Below are 21,925 nucleotides of genomic sequence, written 5' to 3'. Positions count from 1 at the left end.
GTCGGGAAGCAATGGCTTTAGACTTTGAACACCACCGCCGTTCGGGCGGTCCACCGCACCATATCCATCGGGGGAAGTCTCATGTCTCAGCAGCCATACCAACAGCAGCCCAACGGCTACGGCACGCAATACGTCCAGAATTCGCCGGTCCAGCTGCAGGGCGGGCGCGATGCCCAGACCGCGCTGATCTGCGGCATCGTCGGGCTGTTCTTCTTCGGCATCGTCCTGGGGCCCATCGCCATCGTGAAGGCCAACGCCGCGGAGCGGAACAACGTCCCGGCAACGGCCGGGAAGGTCCTCGGCTGGATCAGCACCATCTTCGGTGTCCTGAGCATCATCATCTTCATCTTCATGATGATCGGCATGGCAGGCATGGCCGGCATTTAATACGCTTCGTCGAACCTAGCTGCCCTCCCCTCTCGTTTCGCCGAGGGTAGATGTCTGTTTTCGTTGGAATCCCGACATCTGCCTTCGTCGAAACGCCAGGGGTGGGCGTTTGGGTCTTGTCGAAACGGGAGCGGCCACCCATCGTTCGGAGCCCGCGTTCACCCCGCATTCCCGCCCAATCCACCATCCGGCCACCCGCCCGCGAAAGGATCGGTCAAGCCCGCGCCTCCCCCGCGCGCACCGCACCGAATCCTGAGAAGAGCACCCCCATGAACAAGCGCACCGCCACCCGCCTGGCCGCCGCCGTCGTCCTCCCCGCAATCGTCCTGCCGCTGGCCGCGGCCCCCGCGGCCCAGGCCACGCCCGCACTGTCCGGCGCCGCCGTCGTCCTCCCCGCCGCCGCGAAGGCCCCGGAGCCCGGCTTCCGCGTCCTTCCGTACCTGCAGGCGCCGACATCGACCTCGATGACCATCAACTGGATCTCCGAGACGGCCGCCGCCGGCACCGCCACAGTCAAGGGTCCGGGCCTGGGCAACCCGCAGGGCCGAGGAGCGGGCAACGCGGCCCGGCTGACCAGCGCGCCGGAGTACCTGGAGCTCATGGAATACACCGAGAAGGAACTCGCCCAGGAGATTCCCGGGCTGGAGCAGGGATCGTGGCTGAATTCCAACTCCAACTACAGGCACTCCGTCACCGTCGAGGGCCTCAAACCGGGCAAGCGGTACACCTACACGGTGACCCAGGACGGCCGGGAACACGCCGCGTCGTTCCGCACCGCGCCGAAGGCCGGCGACTGGGACAGTGTGCGGATCGTCGCGATGTCAGACTCCGAAACCGAGCCCCGTGGCCGAACCGAGCACCGCGAATGGGAGCTCTCCCCCACCAACGGCTACGCCCCGGGCTCCGAGCCGCGCCCCGGCACCGATTCCGCGTACGCCGCTAAATTCGGCACGACCACGCGCTACGGACAGCCCACCCTGCGCTACCCGCTGGACCAGTCCACCGCGTTCAACGAGAACCTCGCCCACGTCGACGCCGCCGACCCGGACCTGGTGATGATGGCGGGCGACCTGACCCAGGGTTCTGGTTACCAGCCGGCATGGGACGAGTTCTTCGGGCACGTCGCCGGCGAGCAGTCGGACCTCGCCTCCCGCGTGCCGCTGCTGCCCGCGCTCGGCAACTGGGAAACCTACGCCGCGCTCAACGGCGGCTACGGCACCGACGCGGACCGCACCCCCGCGGTCATCTCCCGCAACAAGTACCTCGACTACTTCTCCCTCCCGCAGGACCCGGAGAACCCGCAGCACAAGGGCTCCTACTACCGCGTGGACCACGGCCCGGTGACCGTCCTGACGCTGGACTCCACCAACGGCCGCCCGGATGAGGACACGAAGACCGGCACGTTCTCGGGTGAGGTCTTCTCCGGCGACGACACCAACCTCACCTCCGCGAACCTGTCCACGGACACGCAGGGCGAGTTCACGTTCGACTCCTACGTTCGCGGCTTCCTGTCCCTGTTCCCGGGTTCCACCGAGGAGGACGTGGATCTGCCGAACATGGACGTCGCGTCCGCGCAGTGGGCGTGGGCCGAGGAGCAGCTCGCCGACGCGCGGGCCAACGGGCAGATCGTCCTGGTGCAGTTCCACCACTCCGCCTACTCCAACGGCGTCCACGGCACGCCCCCGAACCACGAACACGCCGACAACCAGTCCGGCACGGCGATGCGCGCCTACACCCCCATGTTCGAGGAGCACGGCGTCGCCGCCGTCATCGCCGGGCACGACGAGATGTTCGAGCGCTCCTGGGTCGACGCCGACGGCGACGGACGCGGCTTCCACTCCTACGACGTCGGCGTGGCCGGCGACGGACTGCGCGGCGAACAGCTCGTGAAGAACGACGCCGGCGAATACGGGCCTTTGCGCTTCAACACCCACTCCGAATGGTCCGCCCCCGCCAACCAGCCCGAGACCTGGGCCGACGACTCCAACGGCGTGCCCCAGATCGTCTCCGGCGGCCTGCACTACGGCCACCTGCAGATCGACGTCACCAACACCGACGCCGGCGCCGAGCTCGAGCTCACCCCGGTCCACGTCTTCCCGGTCCTGGACTCGGACTACGAGCTGGTGGAGACCGAACGGCGGGAGTACGACGACGTCGTGCGGCTCGCGGTCGACGCGCACGGCGCGCCGCTGGAGCGGTAGGCGACGGCCGCAGCCGTGTCGGGATACATGTCGGAAAGCGTGATTCTTTCGTACACCTATCCCGACACGGCTGGACGGCCCGCGCGGGTAAACTCCGGGTCATGATGCCCAAGCCAATGCCGATTGCACCGGCCGTGATAACCGCGACGACGATCCGGGCCGTTTTCCTCGACGTGGACGGCACCTACGCGGACTACGGGGTGGTCCCCGACGGCCACGTGCGCGTGGTGCGGGCGGCCCGCGCGGCCGGCCACAAGGTCCTGCTCTGCACGGGGCGTCCCCTGTCGATGCTGCCGGCGAACATCCTCGGAGCCGGGTTCGACGGGATCGTGGCCAGCGCGGGTGCCTACGCGGAGGTGGGTGGAGAGGTGCTGATGGACCGGACGTTCCCCGCCGACCTCGCCGCCCGGACCATCGCCGCACTGGACGCCCACAACGCCGTGTACATCCTCGAGTCCCGAACCGCCCTGCACGTGCCGCCGAGGGCGGAGCCGCGGCTGCGGGAAATCGTCGAGGACCACTTCGAGAAGGGTGCGGACGGCGAAGCCAAGGGCTCCTCCGCCATACTTGGCTCGCTGGTCCTGCTCACCGACCCCGCCTCCGTCTCCTTCGCCAAGATCTCCGTCTTCGAATCCCCCGTTCCGGTGGAGCGGATCGCGGAGGACATCGGGGAAGGAATCGCCCTCGTCGAGAATTCGGTCGCGGACGAGGGACGGCATTCCGGAGAGCTCTACCAGCGGGGCATCAGCAAAGCCGACGGGATCGCCGCCGCCATGGACCACTTCGGCATCACGCGCGAGAACACCGTTGCCATGGGCGATGGCCAGAACGACCTGGAGATGATCGCCTACGCCGGCGTGGGCATCGCCATCGAGGGATCCTCCCCCGAGCTCCTGGAACTGGCGGACCGGACGGCCGCTCCCCCGCACCGGGAAGGTCTGGTGGCCGCCTTCGCCGACTTGGGACTCTGCTAAGGCGGCTGCCGCCCTCCCACGCCAACGGACGGCATCCGTGTCGGGGTAAGTGGGGCAAAGACTGAATCTTTCGTACACCTATCCCGACATCGATGCGTCGCGGGCACGGAGCCAACGCCCACCCCGCACACAGCATCCACCAAGAACCGGCGAGTAACGTCGTAGACACCTTCCTCGAGGGTGCGAGTGATAGCAAGTGACGGGATGCCCCGGCCGTGGACAGCGGCCGGGGCATTCGTCTGCCCATGCCGTTTCCGGCAACCGCCGAGGCGCACGAACGCGAGGCGCAGGAATAGGACGCGCCGGCGTCGTGTTGGCTCCTGTTGTGAAGAACATCGGATTCCTGTCCTTCGGCCACTGGACCGACCATCCGCAGTCCGGCACGCGCAGCGCGTCGGACGCGCTGCTGCAGGCGATCGACCTCGCCGTCGCGGCGGAGGAGCTCGGCGCGGACGGGGCCTACTTCCGCGTCCACCACTTCGCGCAGCAGTACGCCTCCCCGTTCCCCTTGCTCGCGGCCATCGGCGCGCGCACCAGCAAGATCGAAATCGGCACCGGCGTGATCGACATGCGCTATGAAAACCCGCTCTACATGGCGGAGGACGCCGGCGCCGCCGACCTGATCTCCGGAGGCCGACTGCAGCTCGGCATCAGCCGCGGCTCACCAGAGCAGGTCATCGACGGCTGGCGCCACTTCGGCTTCGCCCCGAACGACGGCGAGTCCGACGCCGACATGGGCCGGCGCCACACCGAGCGCCTCCTCGAGGTGCTCAGCGGCGAGGGCTTCGCGCAGCCGAGCCCCAACCCGATGTTCCCGAACCCCCCGGGCCTGCTGCGCGTGGAGCCGCACTCCGCAGGCCTGCGCGAACGCATCTGGTGGGGTTCCGGCTCCAACGCGACGGCCGTGTGGGCGGCGAAGCTGGGCATGAACCTGCAGAGTTCCACGCTCAAGGACGACGAATCCGGCAAGCCCTTCCACGTCCAGCAGGCCGAGCAGATCGAGCTGTACCGGCAGGCGTGGAAGGAGGCCGGGCATGCGCGGGAGCCGCGCGTCTCGGTCAGCCGCAGCATCTTCGCGCTCACGGAAGAGCGCGACTGGCAGTACTTCGGCCGCGACCGTTACAGCTCCGACCAGGTCGGCAACATCGACCCGAAGACGCGCGCCGTGTTCGGCCGGTCCTACGCGGGCTCCCCGGACGAGCTCGTCGCCAAACTGGCCGAGGACGAGGCGATCGCCGCGGCAGACACCCTGCTGCTCACCGTCCCGAACCAGCTCGGCGTCGACTACAACGCGCACGTCATCGAATCCATCCTGACGCACGTGGCCCCGGAGCTCGGCTGGCGGTAAGCGCGGGGCCGGACCGGTACGGCGTCGTCCGTGTCGGGGTAAGTGCAGGAATGGGCGAGCCTTTCGAGCATCTACCCCGACACGGATGGAAGTCTGCGGTCACGCGCTTTTGACGCGGGTCACATGGCACTGCTGGAATGAGCCATGACCGCCACCACGAGCACCGCCGTCGTCGACGCCCTGCGCGAGGCCCTGCCCGGCCTCGTCGACACCGACCCCGGCACCCTCGCCGCCTGCACGGCCGACCGTTCCGGGCACCACTCGGCGGGAGCCCCGCTGGCCGCCGTCGGCGCGCGAACCATCGAAGACGTCCAGACGGTGTGCCGCCTCGCCTCGGAATTCCGCACGCCCGTGGTCACCCGCGGCGCCGGCACCGGACTCGCGGGAGGCTCGATCGCCGGGCCCGGTGAAATCGTCCTGTCCCTGATGGCGATGGACCGCATTCTGGAGGTCTCCGCTCAGAACCGGCTCGCCGTCGTGCAGCCGGGAATCATCAACGGCGACCTCAACCGGGCGCTCGCCGGGCACGGCCTGTGGTGGGCGCCGGACCCGGCCAGCAAGGACATCTCCACGGTCGGCGGCAACATCGCGATGAACGCCGGCGGGCTGCTGTGCGCGAAGTACGGGGTCACCCGCGAGGCCGTCCTGGCGCTGAAGGTGGTCCTCGCCGACGGCACCCTGCTCTCCGTCGGGCACCGCACCGTCAAGGGCGTCACCGGCTACGACGTCTGCGCGCTCATGATCGGTTCCGAAGGCACGCTGGGAATCGTCGTCGAGGCGACCCTCAAGCTCCAGCCCCTGGTCGCCGGTCAAATCTCCACGGTCGGCGGGTTCTTCGACGGCGTCGAGGCGGCCGCCGCGGCGTCGTCCGCCATCACCGCGAGCGGACTGGTCCCGGCGATCATGGAACTCATGGACGGGCGGGCCGTTGCCGCCGTCGAGCGTTACGCCGGAGGGCCCGTCCTCGGCGGTGCCGGCGCGTACCTGCTGGTGCAGTGCGACGGCCCGGCCGCGGCCGAAACCGCCGAGCGGGTGGCCGAACTCGCCCGCGCCGCCGGCGCCCGGGTCGAGACCACCACCGACCCGGCCGAATCGGACCGCCTGGTGGGCCTGCGCCGCAACGCGTTCCCCGCGCTCGAGGCCCTGGGGACGCTGCTGGTGGAGGACATGGCCGTCCCGCGCGACCAGCTGGCGAACGCCTTCGCCGCGATCCGCCGCATCGAGGAAAAATACGGCGTGCTCATCCCCACCTGCTGCCACGCCGGCGACGGGAACCTGCACCCGCTCTTCGTGTACGACGGCGACGAGGTGCCCGACGTCGTCTGGGAGGCCGCCGGCGAGATGTTCCGGACCGCCCTGGACCTCGGCGGCACCCTGACAGGCGAGCACGGGATCGGGCTGCTCAAACGCCGCTGGCTCAAGGACGAGCTCGGCGAGGAGCAGTACGTGCTCCAGCGCCGGATCAAGGCCCTGTTCGACCCGCTTGGCATCCTCAACCCCGGGAAGATGTTCGTACCGGAGGCCTGACGGGGCTACCTTCCGGCCGGTTCCCGCCACCGGCTAACGGCGGGCCGCACGGATCGCTTCGCGTCCGTGTCGGGGTACATGTACGAAAGCGCGAGGTTTTCGTACATGTATCCCGACACGGACGCGCCATTAGGGGCCGGGCTTTGCGTGGGGCGGCCGCGGGCAGCAGAGTGGAGAGGTGCAGCCCGTCTTCGCGGTGATCGTCCCCGTGGCCTTCGTCCTGGCCCTCGGCGTTTTCCTGCGCGCCCGGGTGCTGAAGTCCCCGGAGCCGTGGATGGGGCTCGAGTTCACCACGTATTACGTGTTCACGCCCGCCCTGTTCATGGTCTCGATCGGCAACGCCGACCTGTCCGCGGTTCCGCTGGGACCGCTGGCGGCCGCGATCGCGGTGCCGGTGCTGCTCGTGGCGGGCGCCGCCGTCGTGCTGTCGCGGGCCTTGGGATTCCCGGGCCCCGCCGTCGCGGCGATGATGCAGGGTAGCATCCGGCTGAACACGTACATCGGGCTGGCGTTCGCACAGGCGGTCTACCAGGTGCAGGGGGTGGCCGTGTTCGCGCTGGCGTGCGCCGTGATGGTGCCGCTGGTCAACGTGCTCTGCGTCGCGGCGCACTCGGCCTGGGGCAGCTCGCCCGGGACCAAACACCAACCGATGTGGCGCGAGCTCGCGACCAACCCGCTGATCGTGGGCTGCATCGCCGGCGTCCTCCTGAACGTGGCACCGTGGCGATCGGAGCCTCTGGACGCCGTCCTGACGATGCTCGGCGCGCCGGCGCTCGCCTGCGGCACGCTCGCCGCCGGAGCCGCGATCACGCTCAAGGTCACCCGCGGGGACCTGGCCGCGCTGCCGCTCGTGGGCGTGCTGAAGTTCGCGGCGATGCCCGCGGCCGCGTTCGGCATGGGCACCTGGCTCGGCCTGCCGCCGACCGCGCTGTTCGCGGTGGTGCTGATCTGCTCGCTTCCCGTGGCGGCGTCGTCCGTGATCCTGTCTTCGCGGCTCGGCGGGGACGTGCGGCTCATGGCCTCGCTGAATGGGTTCCAAACCGTCGCGTCGATCGCCACGCTGCCGGTGACGCTGTGGTTGACGGGGGTCTAGAACGGATATGGCGCGATCTCCGGACGCACCGTCAGCCACTGCGTCTCGGTGAACGCCTCGATGTTCGCCGCGTGGCCGCCGATCCGTCCGCCGTTCCCGGAGTCCTTGACCCCGCCGAAAGGCGAGTTCGGTTCGTCGGAGACGGTCTGCTCGTTGATGTGGATCTTCCCCGAGTCCAGGCGGTCGGCGAGCCGCATGGCCTGGCCGACGTCGCCGAGGATCGCGATCGATAGCCCGTACTTGCTGTCGTTCGCGATCGCCACGGCCTCGTCGATGTCGGTGAACTTCCGCACCGGCGCGACGGGCCCGAAGATCTCCTCCCTCCAGGCGTCCAGCGACGGATCCAGGTCCGCCAGCACGGTCGGCGGGTAGAACCAGCCCCCGCCGCGCTCGCCGCCCGCGGCCAGCCGCGCCCCGCCGGCGACGGCGGCCTGGACGATCCCGTCGATCCGCTCCAGCTGGCGCCCGTCGATGATCGGGCCGATCGCCACCTGACCGCTCTTCGGGTCCCCGACCGGCAGGTTCCGCGCCTTCTCGGCCAGCGCGTCGACGTAGTCGTCGTAGACGTCCGCGTGCACCACGTGCCGGCCCGTGGCCATGCAGATCTGGCCCTGGTGCATGAACGATCCGAACGCCGCGGCGCTGGCGGCCTTGGCCAGATCCGCGCCGGGCAGCACGATCATCGCGCTGTTGCCACCGAGCTCGAGGTGCGCGCGCTTGAGCAGCCGCCCGCAAGTCTCGCCGATCTTCCGGCCCGCGGCGGTGGAGCCGGTGAACGCGACCACTCGGACCTCGGGCGCCTCCACGACGGCGGCTCCGACGTCGGCCCCTCCCGGCAGCAGCGAGAGGAGGCCGGCGGGCAGGCCCGCCTCCTCGAAGATCCGCATGATGGTGACCCCGGCGCAGACGGATGTGCGCGGGTCCGGCTTCAGCAGCACCGCGTTGCCGAGCGCGAGGGCCGGCGCGACGGCGCGGATGCCCAGGATGAGCGGGAAGTTGAACGGCGAGATCACGGATACGACGCCGGCCGGGCGGCGCCGCGCGAACGACCAGCGGTCCTCGTTGGTGGTGAGCACCTCGCCCGCGGGCAGGCTGGGCAGGGCGGAGGCCTCGAAGCATTCGTGGGCTGCGGTGTGGCTCTCGAGGGCCGCCTTCGGCGGGATGCCGCCCGATTCGCGCACGATCCAGTCGTCGACCTCGGCCGCGTGTTCCTCCCAGAGCAGCCCCGCCCGGCGCAGGACGGCGGCACGCTCCTCGGGTTTGCGCGCGGCCCAGTCGCGTTGCGCGGCGGCGGCGGTCTTCGCGGCGCGGGCGACGTCGTCGGGCGAGGCCACGCCAATCCGGCCGATCACATCCTGTGTCGCCGGCTCGACGACGTCTTGGACGCCGCCGGATCCCGCCGTCCAGCCGCCGACGTGGATCTTGCCGTCCCATACGGACGGATCGAGAAAAGACACGAGCTACTCCTTTGGTCCGGGCGCACCAATACCGCCCCATCGGTGGTGGTGCCGCCAGCCTACGTCCGCGGGCCGGTTCCGGCCACAGGTGCGGGGCCGGGCCCGGGTGCGCGGTGGCGCTCAGTCGCCCAGCGCGGCGTCCAGGTCCTTCAGGAGGTCGTCGGTCGCCTCGAGGCCGACGGACAGCCGGACGACGCCGTCGCCCAGGCCGATCGCGGCGCGCCCCTCCGGTCCCATGGCCCGGTGCGTGGTGGTGGCCGGGTGGGTGATCAGCGACTTCGCGTCGCCGAGGTTGTTGGAGATGTCGACCAGCCGCAGGCCGTTAAGCAGCCGGAAGGCCGCCTCCTTGGCCGTGCCGCCGCCCGGTTCCAGCTCGAACGTGACCACCGTCCCGCCACCGCTCATCTGGCTCAGCGCCAGCTCGTGCTGCGGATGCGACTCCAGGAACGGGTAGACGACGCGGCGGACGCGCGGCTGCCCCTCGAGCCAACGGGCGATCCGCAGCGCCGACGCCGTCGAGTAGTCGACGCGCAACGGCATCGTCTCCAGGCCCTTGAGCAGGGTCCAGGCGTTGAACGCGCTCAGCGCGGGACCGGTGTGGCGCATCAGGTTCCGCACGGGGCCGTCGATGAAGTCCTTGCGCCCGAGGACCGCGCCGCCGAGCACCCGGCCCTGGCCGTCCATGTGCTTGGTGCCGGAATACACCACGACGTCGGCGCCCAGGTCCGTGGCCCGTTGCAGCAGCGGGGTGGCGAAGACGTTGTCCGCCACCACCTGCGCGCCCGCGGCGTGCGCCAGGTCGACGACGGCGCGGATGTCCACGAGCTCCTGAAGCGGGTTGGACGGGGATTCGAAGAAGACGGCGGTGGCCGGCGTGGACAGCGCCCGTTCCCACTGCGCGGGGTCGTGCCCGTCCACGAACACGGTCTCGACGCCCCAGCGCGGGAGGATCTCGTTCAGGACCACGAAGCAGGATCCGAAGAGACTCCTAGCCGCGACCACCCGATCCCCCGCCGCCAGCAGAGCGCCGAGCGCCGTGAACACCGCGGACATTCCGCTGGCCGTGGCGAAGCACGCCTCGGCGCCCTCGAGCAGCCGCAGCTTCTCCTGGAACGCGGCGACCGTCGGGTTCCCGTAGCGGGAATAGACGAACCGCTCGACCTCCCCGTTGAAGGACGCCTCCGCCGCCTCCGCGGACTCGAACACGTAGCCCGACGTCAGGAACATCGCCTCGGAGGTCTCCTGGAAATGCGTGCGGTCGATGCCGCCCCGCACCGCCCGCGTCCGCGGGTCCCAGCCGGCGGCCTCCTCCACCTAGCCGTCCTTCCGCGCCAGGACGATCGCCTGTGCCGCGATCACGCGTTCGCCGTTGAACGTCAGCGACGGGCCGCCGTGGAGCTCGTACCCCTCGGCGAGCGCGGCGGATACCCGCTCGCAGAACGCGCGGTCGTCGGGTCCGGTGAGCAACCGGTAGGCCAAGGGGGACTCGGCTGGATCGGACATGGGTTCACTCCATCGTTTCGGGCGGTCGGGGGCCCCGCAGGTACCCGCGCAGTTCACGGTACCCGTGGGTGGCCTCCTCGCACCTCCCCACATGACGCCCGTCGACGAGTTCACCACCGATCGCGGCTACTTCCGGCCGGTGAGTCGCCGAAACCACCCCGCCCGCGCCGGGCTGTCCGTACGAGGGGACTTCGCGTTAAGGGTACCACACGCGCAGCGGGCGGTTTTGGGGACATGGCGCATGACTTGGTCCACGTGGTTGCCGCATCCGGCCCACGTGGTCTTTCCGCATTTTCGGCAGGTAACTGCTCGGCACATTCTGTGGCTCCGTTTCGATGGAGGGGGTCCTGGCATCCACCATCATGAGCCATACCCCCCTAGGTATGCAATCGCAACCGGACGGCCTTGCGCCATACCCCCCTAGGTATTATTGTTGGTCTTGAAAAACGGATACCCCCCGGGGTGTCCACGACGATTCCCCAAAAGGAGACCACATGCTGCTCGAACGCATCTACGACGAGGACCTGGCCCAGGCAAGCTACTTCATCGGCTGCCAGCGCAAGGCCGAGGCGGTCGTTGTCGACGCCCGTCGCGACATCGGCACCTACCTGGACCTCGCCGCCGCCAACGGCATGAAAATCGTCGCCGTGGCCGAGACCCACATCCACGCCGACTACCTCTCCGGCACCCGGGAGCTCGCCGCCGCCACGGGTGCGGAAATGCACGTCTCCGGCGAGGGCGGGGAGGACTGGCAGTACGGCTTCGACGCCAACCGGATGCACGACGGCGACGCGATCGCCATCGGAAACATCACCGTCAAGGCCGTCCACACCCCGGGCCACACCCCGGAGCACCTCTCGTTCCTGGTGACGGACGGCGCGTTCAGCGACCAGCCCGGCTACCTGCTCTCCGGCGACTTCGTGTTTTCCGGCGACCTCGGACGGCCGGACCTGCTGGACGAAGCCGCCGGCGGCACCGACACCCGCTTCGAGGGCGCCAAGCAGCTCTTCCGAAGCCTGCGCGAGAAGTTCCTGACCCTGCCGGACCACGTCCAGGTCTACCCGGCCCACGGCTCGGGCAGCGCCTGCGGGAAGGCCCTCGGCGCCCTGCCTTCCACCACCGTCGGCTACGAGCGCCTCTACGCCTGGTGGGGCCCCTACCTCCGGGCCAACGACGAGCAGGGCTTCATCGACGAACTGCTCGACGGCCAGCCGGACGCCCACGCCTACTTCGGCCGCATGAAGCGCGAAAACCGCCACGGCCCGGCCCTGCTGGACGACCGGGGCCCGCTGCGGGAGCTTTCGGCGGACGACGTCGCCCGCGACCTCGCGCGCGACGCGGTGACCTTCGTGGACACCCGCCCGAACAACGAGGTCCACGCGGGAACCGTCGCCGGTTCGGTCAACATCCCGGCCGGGAACAAGACCGCCAGCTACGGTGCCTGGGCGATCGACCCCGAGTCCGACGACCGGCCGCTGGTCCTGCTCGCCGCGGACCAGGAGCAGGCGCAGGAGCTCAGGGACCATCTGGTCCGCGTCGGGATCGACGAGTTCTCCGGCTACGTCACCGGAATCGAAGGTCTTCCGCAGCAGACACCGCGGCTGATCCAGCCCGCCGAGCTGGAGGACCTCGACGCCGCGCTGGTGCTGGACGTCCGCAACAAGACCGAGCACGCCGACGGGCACATCCCCGGATCCCGGCAGCTCAGCGCCGGCCGCGTCCTGTGGCACCAGGACCAGCTGCCCGCCCAGGGCACCATCGTGACCTACTGCCAGAGCGGCGTGCGGAACTCGGTGGCCGCCAGCGCCCTGCGCCGCGCCGGGCACGACGTCGTCGAGCTCGACGGCAGCTACGCCGCATGGTCCGACTGGAAGGCCACCCAAACCGCAAACGCCTAGCGGCACGGAGCCGGCGGCCCCCCAAGCCGCCGGCCGGCACGGAAAGGGCGCCCCGAGTGAAGCGGGGCGCCCTTTCCGTCGCCGGCTTTCGCCGGCCGGGAGGATGTCAGGCCAAGCTCAGGAAAAGCTTTTCCAGGTCCTTCTTGTCCATCGAGTTGTCCTCGCTCGCCAGGCACTGCTGCAAGCCGGTGGCGATGATCGCGAACCCGGCCCTGTCCAACGCCTTCGAAACCGCCGAGAGCTGCATGACCACGTCTTTGCAGTCTCGCCCCTCCTCCAGCATCCGCGTGACGGCGGCCAACTGGCCCTGGGCGCGCTTGAGCCGGTTGACGACGGGCTTGAGTTCTGCGGTGTCCAACTGCACGAGTGCCTCCTGGGGCGGGTCTCCGACTTTCTACCCAATTCTATACCCCCTAGGGTTTGTTGCATACCCTAGGGGGTATGTGGCAGACTTCTGGAGACACATTCGTTCGACCGAAAGAGGCCCTCTTGACCTCCGCAACCGCCACCGTGACCGGACTCGACGCGCAGACCCTGCGCCAGTGGATCGACCGGCACGAGGACCTGATCGTCATCGACGTGCGCTCCGCCGCCGAATTTGAGACCCTCCACATCCGCGGCTCCTACAACGTGCCGCTGCCGCTGCTCTCGGAGCACGCCGACGAGCTCGCCGAGCGGCTCGGCGCGCGCGTGGTGCTGGTCTGCCAGTCCGGAGTGCGCGCCACCCAGGCCCGCACGCGCCTCGGTGGCGCCGGCATCGGCACCGCACTGGTCCTCGACGGCGGAGTGCCCGGCTTCGCGGCCGCAGGCGGCGACGTCGTGCGCGGCGCCCAGCGCTGGGACCTCGAACGCCAGGTGCGCATGGCCGCCGGCTCGCTCGTACTCGCCGGCCTCGTCGCCGGGAAGCTCGTCTCGCCCAAGCTGAGCCTCCTCGCCGGCGCGATCGGCACCGGCCTGACCTTCTCCGCCGCCACCAACACCTGCGCCATGGGCCAGGCCCTGGCCAAGATGCCCTGGAACAAGACCGCGTCCGAACCAACGGCCCGGGACGCGATCGATCAGATCCCCGCAACACAGTCCTGATCCCACCCCCTTCACCACGAACCACAGGAGCAACCATGCCCGAAATCACCATCGACGAGGCCAACCGGCGCCGCGCGGAAGACCAGATCCTCGACGTCCGCGAAGGCTTCGAGACCGCCGAGGGCATGATCCCCGGCGCCCTCCACATCCCCATGGGCGACCTCGACGCCCGCCTGGGCGAAATCGACCGCAACCGCCCCGTGATCGTCGTCTGCCGCAGCGGCAACCGCAGCGCCCGCGTCGCCGACGCGCTGGGCGCCGCCGGCTACACCGCCGACACGATGGCCGGCGGCATGACCGCCTGGCAGGGCGCCGGCCTGCCCGCCGCCTAGGCGCTCGACCCGCGCGGCAACCAACCCGCGCAAACCAGCCCCTCCCCAGACAAGGATCCCCACCCATGACCGTCACGCTCGCGCTGACCCTCCTGCTCTCGGTGCTGATCGGGCTCTCGCTCGGCCTGCTCGGCGGCGGCGGGTCCATCCTCACCGTCCCGATCCTCACCTACGTCGCCGGCCTGAACCCCAAGGAAGCCATCGCCGCCTCGCTGTTCGTCGTCGGAGCGACCTCCGCCGTCAGCGCCGTCGACCACGCCCGCAAAAAGCGCGTGAAGTGGCGCACCGGCCTGGTCTTCGGCGCCGCTGGCATGGCAGGGGCCTTCGGAGGCGGACTCCTCGGCGGACACATCCCCGGAACCATCCTCATGATCGCCTTCGCGCTCATGATGGTCGCCACCTCCCTGGCCATGATCCGCGGCCGCAAGGAGCGCACAGCCGCACCGCACAACGATGAACTGCCCGTCGGCAAAGTCATCATCGAAGGCCTCGTCGTCGGGCTGGTCACCGGACTCGTCGGCGCGGGCGGCGGCTTCCTCGTCGTCCCCGCACTCGCGCTGCTCGGAGGCCTGTCCATGCCCGTCGCCGTCGGCACCTCGCTGGTGGTCATCGCCATGAAATCCTTCGCCGGCCTCGGAGGCTACCTCACCACCGTCACCCTCGACTGGGCGCTCGTCGGCGGCGTCACCGCAGCGGCGATCCTCGGCTCGTTCATCGGGGCCCGCCTCGCCGGACGCATCCCCGAGGCCGCCCTGCGCAAGGGATTCGGCATCTTCGTCCTGGCCATGGGCGTCTTCGTCCTGATGCAGGAACTGCCCTCCCCCGCCAACCTCGCCGTCGGCATCGTGGCCGCCGCCCTCGCCGCGGCCGCCGCGCTCTGCTGGCTCGCCATCCCCGCATGCCCACTGCGCAAGACACTCGCGCCCACCGCTACATCCGAAACCCGCTAGCCGAAGAAGCGCGCCATAGCCGCCCACCCTTCCCGTAGACCCCCTCAGGAGTTTCCGCATGACGAACACCGCCGGCCCGCGCGTGCCCGTACTGGGACTGCGCGCCAACGCGGCGCAATTCGCCCTGCTCGTTGCGGTCAACGCACTGGTCGGGGGCATGGTCGGCCAGCAACAGACCGTCCTGCCGCTTCTCGCCGAGGCCGAGTTCGGGCTGACGGGGTACACGTTCGTCTTCGCCTACGTGGCCGCCTTCGGCATCACCAAGGCGACCGCCAACTGGTTCGCCGGGACGCTGTCGGACCGGTACGGACGCAAGCCGGTGCTGCTGGCCGGTTGGCTCTTCGCCGTGCCGGTGCCCGTCATGCTCATCCTCGCGCCGGACTGGAGCTGGGTGGTCGCCGCGAACGTCCTTCTGGGCATCAACCAAGGGCTGACCTGGTCCACCACCGTCGTGATGAAGATCGACCTCGTCGGGCCGGCGCAACGCGGGCTCGCCATGGGCCTGAACGAAGCCGCCGGCTACGGGGCCGTGGCGGCAGCGTCCCTGCTGGCCGGCCACCTCGCCGAACAGTACGGTCTGCGCCCCGCACCCTTCCTTCTCGGTCTCGCCTACACCGCATTGGGACTCCTGCTCTCCGGCGCACTCGTCAAGGAAACCCGGGGCCACGCCCACCTGGACGCCGGGAACATGACCGGTGGCGGCGCGCCGGGGTATGGCGTCGACGCCAACCTGACCAACCGCCAGATCCTGTCCCTCACCAGCCTGCGGGAACCGGCGCTGTCCTCGGCCAGCCTGGCGGGATTGGTGAACAACCTGAACTTCGGCCTCGCCTGGGGCCTGTTCCCCCTGCTGTTCGCCACAGCCGACCTGAGCACGGCGCATATCGGCCTGCTCTTCGCGCTCTACCCGGGGGTGTGGGGATTGGGGCAACTGGTGACCGGTGCGCTCTCCGACCGGATCGGACGCAAGCAGCTCATCAGCGCAGGAATGGCGACCCAGGCCGCCGCCCTGTCAGTCATCGCCCTCGGCCACGGATTCGGGGCTTGGACCGCCGGAACCGTGCTGCTCGGCGTCGGAACCGCGATGGTCTACCCCACGCTGCTGGCCGCCGTCGGCGACGTCGCCCACCCCGCCTGGCGGGGACGCGCCGTGGGCGTCTACCGCGTCTGGCGCGACCTCGGCTACGCGGTCGGCGCGATCCTCGGCGGTGTCGTTGCCGACGCGGCTGGCCTGCAAGCCGCCGTCTGGTCGGCAGCGGCCCTCAGTGCGGCCGCGGCCATCGCCGTCGCGGTCCGAATGTACGAAACGCACCCCCCTTCTGCCCGGCGAACGGACCCTGACCCGCGGCTTCCGCGCCGAGAAACTCGCAGGTAGCGTGGCGTAGGTGACAGGTTCCGCCGCGCTCCACCGCAACGGACCACTGACCCGACAAACTCAGCCACACCGAAACACAAGGAGAAACCCCATGACCTACACCCACAGCATCACCGTCACCGCCGGCTGGGACGAGACGGTCGCCAGGACCCGCGACGCACTGGCACAGCAGGGCTTCGGTGTCCTGACCGAAATCGATGTGAAAGCCACCTTCACCAAGAAACTCGGGCAGGAGGCCGGCGATTCCGTGGGCGACTACATCATCCTCGGCGCCTGCAACCCGCAGCTCGCCCAGCGCGGAATCGCCGCCGAACCGGAACTCGGCGCCCTGCTCCCCTGCAACGTCGTAGTCCGCCGTGCGCCCGACGCCACCGAAACGACCGTTGAGACCATCGACCCCCAAACCATGGCCCAACTCAGCGACGGCGACGCCACCCGCGACATCGCCAACGACGCGGACACACGCCTCCAGGCGGCCCTCAAGGACATCTCGGGACGCTAACGCGCCAGGCAGCATCTGGCGACGGCTGCAGACGATGCCCTAGTCAGACAGTGGAGCACGGGGACCATCTGGATTACCTGCACGACGGACACCGCCATGCCGAACACGAGGGCCACTACGACGAGCACTAGGTAGGCATTCCGCCTCCCGCGCTTATCGGTTGAACCCAACGCGGTGGCCGTCCCCCTCGGGGGAGGCCACCGTCCGTGTTCCCTGCCGACTACTTCGTGGCCCAGAGCGCGGACGCGTCGTCGAAGGACAGCGTCTCCGTGACGCGGACCTTGGCATCCTCGACGGCCGCCGCCGGGACATCGAACGCCACCTCGTAGGCACCGTCCCCACCCCTGGTCAGCGTCGGCACATCCGTTTCGGGGTTCGCCGTCACGGCCATGGATGTCGAGGAGTCGTAGATGCGGGCGTCGGAGCCGACGAGTTCCGGCATCAGATCGATCCAGGCGTCGCCCTCCTTGTCACCGTTGTAGACCACCGAGAGCCCGACGAGCACGTACTGGCCGTCGGCCTTCTCGTTGAAGGGATTCGCCGAGGCGATCTCCGCGGCCGCGTCCAGGACCACGGAGTCCACGGTGACCGAGTATTCACCGACCACGGCGGACTCCCCCAATGCAAGGACCTGCGTGGTGTCTTCCGCCTGCTCGACCACCGCCGCGGGCGCGGCCACCTCTCCGTCGGCCGCATCCTCGATGGCGGTCGACACCTCGTCGATCGCGGCCGAATACGCGGCCTGCGTCGCGAAAACCGCCACGAGGGCCACGATGGCGATAATGCTCGAGGCGATCCCCAACCCCTTTCCGCCGTTGCGCTTGGCCGCCAGGGCCAGCGAGACGATGCCCAGCACCAGCGCCACGACGCCGAGCACCCCCGCGAAGTTGTTGATGATCGGCACCCAGGACAACAGCAGCGCGACGATGGCTACGGCCAGGGCGGCCACGCCCAGGCCCTTGCCGGCCTGCGACTTCGGGGCCGTCGCGTGCGCCTGAGGCGCGGGCGCGGGTGCGAGTGGATTTTCTACGGACATGTTTCCCCCATGAGAATCTTCGACGCCGTTGCGGAGCCGATGGCTTCGACCTCGCCGGGCGCGCTGGCCACCGCGTCGGTCGGGACCGGATTCGATCCACCACAAAGACTGGCGCGAGGTCCCGACAGTTTGACCCGACATCGGGATCGAGCCGCCATGCCATCGGTACAAGGAACCGCTCGCGGCCCTGAAGGAGGCCTGCGCTTCAAGTCGACATTCGCGCGCTCTCCCAGCTGATCGCGACGCACGTCCCCTAACATAAGTAATGAGAACTGTTCTCAATGCAGTACAGTTCTGGCCTGCTTTCGTTTCCACCTCGCCCCGTCCTGCCCGGCGGCGTCGCCGTCGACCTGTTGAAAACCCCCGGATTGAACCCGTTGCCGGCCGACGCCGCCCCGGACGAACACCAGGACGAACACGAGGACGCGGGCCACGACCACGGCTCCACCGACCCGCACTTCTGGCTCGATCCCGCCCGCTACGCCACGGTCGCCCAGGCGATCGCGGACGAGCTGACCGCCGCGGACCCCGACAACGCCGACGCCTACGCCGCGAACCTCGCGGCGCTCACGGCGCTCACGGCGGACCTCGACTCCCTGGACGCCGAACTCGCGGACGGACCCGCCGACTTCGCCGAGGACACCCTCGTCGTCGCACACTGGGCGTTCGGCTACTTCGCGGACCGCTACGGCCTCACACAGATCGGCATCGCCGGCCTCTCCCCCGACGACGAGCCCGACGCCCGCACTCTCGCCGACATCACCGAAACGGCCCACGCGGCCGGCGTCGGAACGGTCTTCTTCGAGGAGGCCCTGCCGCCGAAGCTCGCCGAGGGCGTCGCTGACGCAGTCGGCGCCGACGTCGCGGCCCTGGAAACCGCCGAACTCGTCCCGGCCGACGGCGACTACCTGGACCTCATGCGCGCCAACGGCGGATCCGTCCGGGCGGGCCTGGGCTTGCCCGCACACCGGCTCCGTGATGCGCTGCGGCTGCACCGGCGCCCAGCCTGCCCCCGGCATCGCCTACGTCCCGCAGTCCCCGGAACTGCGCACCGCCTTCCCGCTCAGCGCCGCGCAGGTGGTCGCCACCGGCAGCCTCGACTCCCGCCGCTGGTGGCGCCGTCCGGACGCCGGCCAGCGCGCGGCCGCGGCCGACGCCATGGAACGGCTCGACGTCGAGGCCGCCACCAAGCTGAACACCGCCCTGGCCGCGGTCGCCGACGGGGGCACGGCGGTCCTCGCCTCCGTCCACGACCTGGACCTGGTCCGCGGCACGTTCTCCCGCACGATAGTCCTGGACCGGCGGATCCTGGCCGACGGCCCCACCGCCGAGCTCCTCGCCGGGGTCGCCGCCGCCTCGCTGCTCGGCGGCTCCCTGCTGCTGGGCGGGCTCGCCAGCGCCGCCGTGATGGCGTCACCGGAACGGACATGGCACTGCAGGCGGGCCTGGCCGCGCTGGCGCTCGGCGCCGTCGTCCTCATCCTGCCGGTGCTCACCGCCACCACGTTCGACACCGGCCACGCGCGCTCCCTCGGCGTCAACACCACCGTCCTCGACGTCGCGCTGGTCCTCGCGCTCGGCCTGGTCGTGGTGGTGGGAATGACGACCGTCGGCGTGCTGGTGGTGGTGCTGTGCACCGCCGCCTCCCTCGGCGGCCTGCTCGCCGCCTACCACCTCGCCCTCCCCGCCGGCCCGGTGATCGCCGTGGCCGCCGTCCTGCTCGTCGCCGTCTGCGCGCTGCCGCGCCTGGCCGTCCGTCGCGCGGAGTCCGCCAGCGCACCGTACAGGCGTTCGCCGTGCCTGGACGACTCCAACGTGACGTTCCGGGACCTGTAGGATCCGGCGCCGCGCGTCTGCGCACTCGCCCGTAACCTGGCGGACACCGCGCCGTCGCCGGCCATCAATGCCGGCACCATACCGTGGGCGACGGCCGCCCCCGGCCCCGGGCCGTGCCCGGCACCGCACCACGGCAAACCCTGCCGCAGCACAAGGAGTCACCCATGCGTTCCCGCATCCTGTCCGGCGTCGCCGCCCTGGCGTTCGCCGTCCCCGCCGCCGTCGCGTCCTCCGCCGTCCCGGTCCTGGCCGACCCCGGGCAGCCGCAGCCGGACGGCGCCGCCTACACGTTCGGCGTCATCGGCGACATCCCCTACGGCGCCGAACAGCTCGCCGCGTTCCCCGGCATGGTCACCGAACTCAACGAGCAGGACGACCTGCGCTTCATCTCCCACGTCGGCGACATCAAGGCGGGCTCCGAGCAGTGCACCGACGAGCGGTTCGGCGTGGTCAAGGACCAGTTCGACCGCTTCGAGGCCCCGCTGGTGTTCACCCCCGGCGACAACGAGTGGGTGGACTGCCACCGCGAAAACAACGGCGCGTTCAACCCGCTCGAGCGCCTCGAAACGCTGCGCGACATGTTCTTCGCCGAACCGGACCGGACACTCGGGGGCACCATGCGCGTCGATTCCCAGGACGCGATCGGCCTGCCCGAGAACGTCCGGTTCGCGGAGAACCGCGTCGCGTTCTCCGTGGTCAACGTGCAGGGTTCCAACAACGCGCTGGCCCCTTGGTCCGGGCTCGGCCACACGGAGCCGACGGCGGAACAGGTCGCGGAGGTCTGGCACCGCACCGACGCCGGACTCGCCCAGCTGCGCGAAACGTTCGACGACGCCGAGCGCACACGGGCGCGCGCCGTCGTCGTCATGACGCAGGCCGACATGTTCACGCCCGGCCAGGAAAAGGCCGCGCTGGCCGATCCTGCCTCCGTCTCCGGCTTCGCCCCCGTCGTCGAAGCCCTCGCCGAAGAGGCCGCCGCGTTCGACGGTCCGGTGTACCTGGTCAACGGCGACAGCCACGTCTTCCACGAGGACGAACCGCTCACCGCCGGCTCCCCGTGGCTGGAGGTCTACGGCGTCGAACCGGTGGACAACCTCCAGCGGGTCACCGTGGAGGGCTCCGCCACGTCCGGGGAATGGCTGCGCGTCAGCGTCGCGGCGAACTCCGCGAAGACCGACGAGGTCCTCACGTGGGAGCGTGTGCCCTTCTCCGAATAGTCCGCACGAACCCCGGCGTCGCATGACCGAGAACCACCGCCCGGGATCCCCCGTCCGGCTCGGTCCCCAGCGAAGGTGTCACACACATCGACGACACCCTGACGGATACCCCGCGCCACAACGAGCCGCCGTTCAACGGACAGGCGTAACGCGCATTAGCTTCCACAACGAAGCACAAGTGGCTGGAAACCCAGGAAACTAGGGGCCGTTCGGCGCAGGCGGCGGGCGGTCCCTTCGCGTGTCCGGACGGGCGCGGGGGCTCCCGGAAGGCGGCGGGCACCGATGTGGCGCCGGCTGACCGGATCGGCGCGGGCGGATCGGCGCGGGCGGATCGGGCGGTGTAAACCCGTGGGGCCGAAGCCGGGTTCAGAACCCCCGCTGGCCCAACGCGTCCTGGATCTGCTCCACCGTGGGAAGGCCGGCGAAACCGGCGGGAGTCCGGTAAATCCGGCAGGCCAGATCGCCCGCCGGGGCACCCTCGGGGAAGATGTCAACCCCGTCCACCGTGATGGTGGGCGATCCGGCGAAGGCGGTCCCGGCCATTTCCGCCGCCGACCCCACCAGCCGCATGCGCACTTCCTCGTCCGGATGGCCCAGCGCGTCCAGCGCGGTCTTCACGCGCTCGGCGGCGTCGTTCGAGTTGGGGCATTCGTCAATGTGCAGAAGCTCAACGGTCATGGCAACATTCTCCCCCGGTTGCGGCCGAATGCCGTGCCAGTCGTCGATTATCAGAGAGTGCGCTGGTCGCGGCGCATCGGGTGGTCCTCGGGAACCTGGACCAGGGCGATCCGGGTGCCGTCCGGGTCCTCGATCCACGCCTCGATCAGCCCCCACGGCTCCTGCCGCGCCTCGCGGACCGGGTCCACGCCCTGGTCCGCGAGGCGCCGGAGCTCGTCGGCGACGTCGCGCACCTGCAGCCACAGAACCAGGGACGACGGCGTTCCGGCCTCCCTGGTTCCGGAGACCTCCAGCGTCCCGCTGCCGAGGAAAAACACGGCGCCGGCGTGCTCGCCGGACCCGAACTCCCGGGAGACCCCGAGCTCGAGGACGTCCCGGTAGAACGCCTGGGTTTGCTGGAGGTCGACGGGTCGCAGGAGCACGCGGCTCGAGAGGATATCCATGCTTCCCATCATGCCTCGTCGCGCCATTCCGTCCACCCCGCCCCCTGCCGCAGCCGTGTCGGGGTAAGTGCGGGAAAGCGCCGGGC

The 21,925-nt window shown here is 70.0% G+C and carries 22 protein-coding genes; 14 read left to right on the top strand and 8 right to left on the bottom strand.

The annotated features are described in order from the left end of the window. Window positions 1–81 precede the first annotated feature (81 nt). From AC0QSG_RS13975 to AC0QSG_RS13950, 6 genes are all read left to right on the top strand, one after another. Window positions 82–387 carry a hypothetical protein gene (locus AC0QSG_RS13975; protein ID WP_475375848.1) on the top strand — a complete coding sequence of 102 codons (306 nt, stop codon included), beginning with the start codon at window positions 82–84 and terminating at the stop codon, window positions 385–387. 269 nt (window positions 388–656) lie between these two features. Next, on the top strand, window positions 657–2,588 hold the full coding sequence (locus tag AC0QSG_RS13970; RefSeq protein ID WP_475375847.1) for a metallophosphoesterase family protein: 1,932 nt from the start codon (window positions 657–659) through the stop codon (window positions 2,586–2,588). 116 nt (window positions 2,589–2,704) lie between these two features. Further along, the gene (locus tag AC0QSG_RS13965; protein ID WP_475375846.1) at window positions 2,705–3,562 is read left to right on the top strand and encodes an HAD-IIB family hydrolase; all 858 of its coding nucleotides are present in this window, start codon (window positions 2,705–2,707) and stop codon (window positions 3,560–3,562) included. A gap of 325 nt (window positions 3,563–3,887) precedes the next feature. Continuing rightward, window positions 3,888–4,910: an LLM class flavin-dependent oxidoreductase gene (locus tag AC0QSG_RS13960; protein WP_475375845.1), complete on the top strand. Its 1,023-nt coding sequence runs from the start codon at window positions 3,888–3,890 to the stop codon at window positions 4,908–4,910. A gap of 144 nt (window positions 4,911–5,054) precedes the next feature. Further along, window positions 5,055–6,437 carry an FAD-binding oxidoreductase gene (locus tag AC0QSG_RS13955; protein WP_475375844.1) on the top strand — a complete coding sequence of 461 codons (1,383 nt, stop codon included), beginning with the start codon at window positions 5,055–5,057 and terminating at the stop codon, window positions 6,435–6,437. Window positions 6,438–6,615: 178 nt separating this feature from the next. Beyond that, window positions 6,616–7,530: an AEC family transporter gene (locus tag AC0QSG_RS13950; protein ID WP_475375843.1), complete on the top strand. Its 915-nt coding sequence runs from the start codon at window positions 6,616–6,618 to the stop codon at window positions 7,528–7,530. Here AC0QSG_RS13950 and AC0QSG_RS13945 read toward each other — a convergent pair. From AC0QSG_RS13945 to AC0QSG_RS13930, 4 genes are all read right to left on the bottom strand, one after another. Next, window positions 7,527–8,987 (bottom strand): aldehyde dehydrogenase family protein, encoded by a 1,461-nt coding sequence (locus tag AC0QSG_RS13945; RefSeq protein WP_475375842.1) that lies wholly within the window; start codon window positions 8,985–8,987, stop codon window positions 7,527–7,529. The genes AC0QSG_RS13950 and AC0QSG_RS13945 overlap by 4 nt on opposite strands. 120 nt (window positions 8,988–9,107) lie before the next feature. Beyond that, window positions 9,108–10,301 (bottom strand): O-succinylhomoserine sulfhydrylase, encoded by a 1,194-nt coding sequence (locus AC0QSG_RS13940; RefSeq protein ID WP_475375841.1) that lies wholly within the window; start codon window positions 10,299–10,301, stop codon window positions 9,108–9,110. After that, window positions 10,302–10,490: a DUF1737 domain-containing protein gene (locus AC0QSG_RS13935; RefSeq protein WP_475375840.1), complete on the bottom strand. Its 189-nt coding sequence runs from the start codon at window positions 10,488–10,490 to the stop codon at window positions 10,302–10,304. Between the two features lie 126 nt (window positions 10,491–10,616). Further along, complete coding sequence (locus AC0QSG_RS13930) at window positions 10,617–10,808, bottom strand: hypothetical protein (protein ID WP_475375839.1); 192 nt, start codon at window positions 10,806–10,808, stop codon at window positions 10,617–10,619. Window positions 10,809–10,984: 176 nt separating this feature from the next. Here AC0QSG_RS13930 and AC0QSG_RS13925 point away from each other — a divergent pair, with 176 nt between their 5' ends. Then, complete coding sequence (locus tag AC0QSG_RS13925) at window positions 10,985–12,388, top strand: MBL fold metallo-hydrolase (protein WP_475375838.1); 1,404 nt, start codon at window positions 10,985–10,987, stop codon at window positions 12,386–12,388. 106 nt (window positions 12,389–12,494) lie between these two features. Here AC0QSG_RS13925 and AC0QSG_RS13920 read toward each other — a convergent pair whose 3' ends face one another. After that, a complete protein-coding gene (locus AC0QSG_RS13920; protein ID WP_435728267.1) occupies window positions 12,495–12,752 on the bottom strand; it encodes a metal-sensitive transcriptional regulator in 258 nt (85 codons plus the stop codon). A 125-nt stretch (window positions 12,753–12,877) separates the two neighbouring features. Here AC0QSG_RS13920 and AC0QSG_RS13915 point away from each other — a divergent pair, with 125 nt between their 5' ends. The 5 genes from AC0QSG_RS13915 (at window position 12,878) to AC0QSG_RS13895 (ending at window position 16,630) form a co-directional block, all read left to right on the top strand. Further along, complete coding sequence (locus AC0QSG_RS13915) at window positions 12,878–13,471, top strand: rhodanese-like domain-containing protein (protein ID WP_475375837.1); 594 nt, start codon at window positions 12,878–12,880, stop codon at window positions 13,469–13,471. Window positions 13,472–13,506: 35 nt separating this feature from the next. Beyond that, complete coding sequence (locus AC0QSG_RS13910; protein ID WP_475375836.1) at window positions 13,507–13,803, top strand: rhodanese-like domain-containing protein; 297 nt, start codon at window positions 13,507–13,509, stop codon at window positions 13,801–13,803. Between the two features lie 65 nt (window positions 13,804–13,868). Then, window positions 13,869–14,753 (top strand): sulfite exporter TauE/SafE family protein, encoded by an 885-nt coding sequence (locus AC0QSG_RS13905; protein ID WP_475375835.1) that lies wholly within the window; start codon window positions 13,869–13,871, stop codon window positions 14,751–14,753. 58 nt (window positions 14,754–14,811) lie between these two features. Then, complete coding sequence (locus AC0QSG_RS13900) at window positions 14,812–16,128, top strand: MFS transporter (protein ID WP_475375834.1); 1,317 nt, start codon at window positions 14,812–14,814, stop codon at window positions 16,126–16,128. A 91-nt stretch (window positions 16,129–16,219) separates the two neighbouring features. Beyond that, window positions 16,220–16,630 (top strand): DUF302 domain-containing protein, encoded by a 411-nt coding sequence (locus AC0QSG_RS13895; protein WP_475375833.1) that lies wholly within the window; start codon window positions 16,220–16,222, stop codon window positions 16,628–16,630. Between the two features lie 220 nt (window positions 16,631–16,850). On the opposite strand, the gene AC0QSG_RS13890 is transcribed toward AC0QSG_RS13895, so the two are convergent. After that, window positions 16,851–17,666, bottom strand: a complete 816-nt coding sequence (locus AC0QSG_RS13890) for a DUF4352 domain-containing protein (RefSeq protein WP_475375832.1) — start codon at window positions 17,664–17,666, stop codon at window positions 16,851–16,853. Between the two features lie 281 nt (window positions 17,667–17,947). Between AC0QSG_RS13890 and AC0QSG_RS13885 the strand changes: the two genes are divergently transcribed. Beyond that, the gene (locus AC0QSG_RS13885; protein ID WP_475375831.1) at window positions 17,948–19,501 is read left to right on the top strand and encodes a metal ABC transporter substrate-binding protein; all 1,554 of its coding nucleotides are present in this window, start codon (window positions 17,948–17,950) and stop codon (window positions 19,499–19,501) included. A gap of 164 nt (window positions 19,502–19,665) precedes the next feature. Then, entirely contained in the window at window positions 19,666–20,718 is a 1,053-nt protein-coding gene (locus tag AC0QSG_RS13880; protein ID WP_475375830.1) for a hypothetical protein, read from the top strand. A gap of 366 nt (window positions 20,719–21,084) precedes the next feature. On the opposite strand, the gene AC0QSG_RS13875 is transcribed toward AC0QSG_RS13880, so the two are convergent. Continuing rightward, a complete protein-coding gene (locus AC0QSG_RS13875; RefSeq protein ID WP_435728258.1) occupies window positions 21,085–21,396 on the bottom strand; it encodes a thioredoxin family protein in 312 nt (103 codons plus the stop codon). Between the two features lie 50 nt (window positions 21,397–21,446). Next, window positions 21,447–21,839: a VOC family protein gene (locus AC0QSG_RS13870; protein ID WP_475375829.1), complete on the bottom strand. Its 393-nt coding sequence runs from the start codon at window positions 21,837–21,839 to the stop codon at window positions 21,447–21,449. Window positions 21,840–21,925 lie beyond the last annotated feature (86 nt).

The organism is Arthrobacter sp. LT660 (genome assembly GCF_056172845.1).
Note: the sequence above shows the minus strand (reverse complement) of the source record. Positions and strands in the feature narration are given on the sequence as shown.